The sequence below is a fragment of the Pseudomonas sp. R25(2017) genome (assembly GCF_002112565.1).
GTDB classification, from domain to species: Bacteria; Pseudomonadota; Gammaproteobacteria; order Pseudomonadales; family Pseudomonadaceae; genus Aquipseudomonas; species Aquipseudomonas ekonensis.
Genome location: NZ_NEHZ01000045.1, coordinates 1 through 1714 on the forward strand (window position 1 = coordinate 1; position 1714 = coordinate 1714).

The 1714-nt window shown below is 68.8% G+C and carries 1 protein-coding gene; it reads right to left on the reverse strand.

Annotated elements, in window-relative coordinates; genetic code table 11:
• On the reverse strand, window positions 1–1714 hold a 1714-nt coding region (locus CAG31_RS27955; protein WP_139832660.1), incomplete at both ends, for a filamentous hemagglutinin N-terminal domain-containing protein.

A 1714-nucleotide genomic window follows, 5' to 3' on the forward strand; every position in this document is an offset into this window, starting at 1 on the left:
GTTGTCCAGGCGGGTGGCCTGCACATCCATCGCGCCGTTGGCCTGGATCAAGCCTTTGCGGTTGTCGAGCTGGCCGCCGATCCGGGTGGTCAGCGTGCCTTCACTGGTCAACTGGCCTTGCTGGCTGTTGTCGAGTCGCTGCGCGCGAACGATCACATTTTGCTTTGCGCCGATCTTGCCGGCGCTGTTGTTGATCGCACCCAATGCGCTCAGGTCCAGCAAGCGGCCGGCGGTCATGAGGCCGGCGACGTTGTCGAGCGCGGTGACGACCAGGACGCTGTCGGTTTGGCTGGAGAACTCGCCGCCGGAGTTGCTGAACTGCCCGACGTTGCCGTTGAAGTTGCCGCCGCTGTTGATGACGCCCTTGCCGTTCAGCACCTGGCCGGCATTCAGGCTCAGGGACTGGCCGCCCAGTACCCGCGCACCGTCGCGGTTGTCGAGCGTTCCGGCCGCGACCGCCGTGCGCTGCCCGCTGAGCGTGCCGCCCTGGTTGTTCAGGTTCTGCGCCACAGTGACGGTCAGGTTGCGGCTGGCGACCACGCTCTTGCCGTTGTTGCTGAGGTTCTGCGCGCTCAGGCTCACATCGCCGTTGGCGTTGCGGCTGTTGTCGGCATTGACCCCGGCCTCGACGATGCCGGCGTTGCTCAGCTGACCGCCCGCCGTCAGGGCGACGCTGTCGCGGGCGGCGAGGGTCTGGCGGTTGGTCAGGTCGCCCTGGGTCTGCACGTTCAGCGCGGTGCCGGCGTAGACCGCGCCGCGCGCATCGAGGCCGGCGGCCTTGACGTTGACGGCGCCGGTGGCCGAGGCCTCGGCCAGGCTCAGCTGACCGTTGGCGTCGAGCTGGATGTCGCCGCCGCTGGCGATCAGTTTGCCGTCGAGCTTCACGCCGACCCCGGCCTCGGTGCCCACCAGCTTGATCGCCCCGGCGTACATCCCGCCCAGGGCCGAGCTGTCGATGGCCAGCTGCGGCTTGGCGCTGCCGTCGTCGGCACGGGCCGTGGCGTTGAGGCTGTCGGCGTTGACGTCGTTGCGTCCGGCGACGATGGCCAGGTTCTGCGCCTGGATCTGGGCGTTGATCTTCGCGCTGCGGGTGATGATCTCGAAGCGGTCGACGTTGCCCGCGTTCAGGCCCTCGCCTTCGATGGCGACGCTGCCCTGGTCGACCTGGAAGCGGTCGAGGCGTCCGTTGTCCAGCACCGGCTTGCCGGTGCTCAGCGTGACCCGCGGTGCGTTGATGAAGCCGCAGCCGTTGCAGGTGATGCCGTAGGGGTTGGCCACGATCACCCGCGCCGACTGCCCCGCCACCTCGGTGTAGCCGCGCAGCTGGCTCGGGCTGCCGCCGACCACTTCGTTGAGGATGGTCTGGGCCGAGCCGCTGTTCTTCAGGTTCGGGTTGCCGATGATGTGGCCGCCCAGTTGGGTGGCGGCGGTCTGGGTGGCCGCGTTGTTGAGGATCACCCCCTGGGCGCCGACGTTGTAGTCGTTGAACTGGTTGTGCGACAGCCCCGTGCCGTTGGGCGTGGCGATGTTGACGATCGGCACGCCGTTGCCGGCCCGGTCCAGCCCGGTGCCGGGGTTGGCCACCACGATCCCGTCCGCCTGCGCCCACAACGGCTGCCAGAACATGACGTTCGCCAGCAGGAACGCCAGCCCGCGCTTGGGCATGCCCAAGAAGCGCTCGCGCGGAATGACGGCAGCAGCGGGTTGGCCGGCC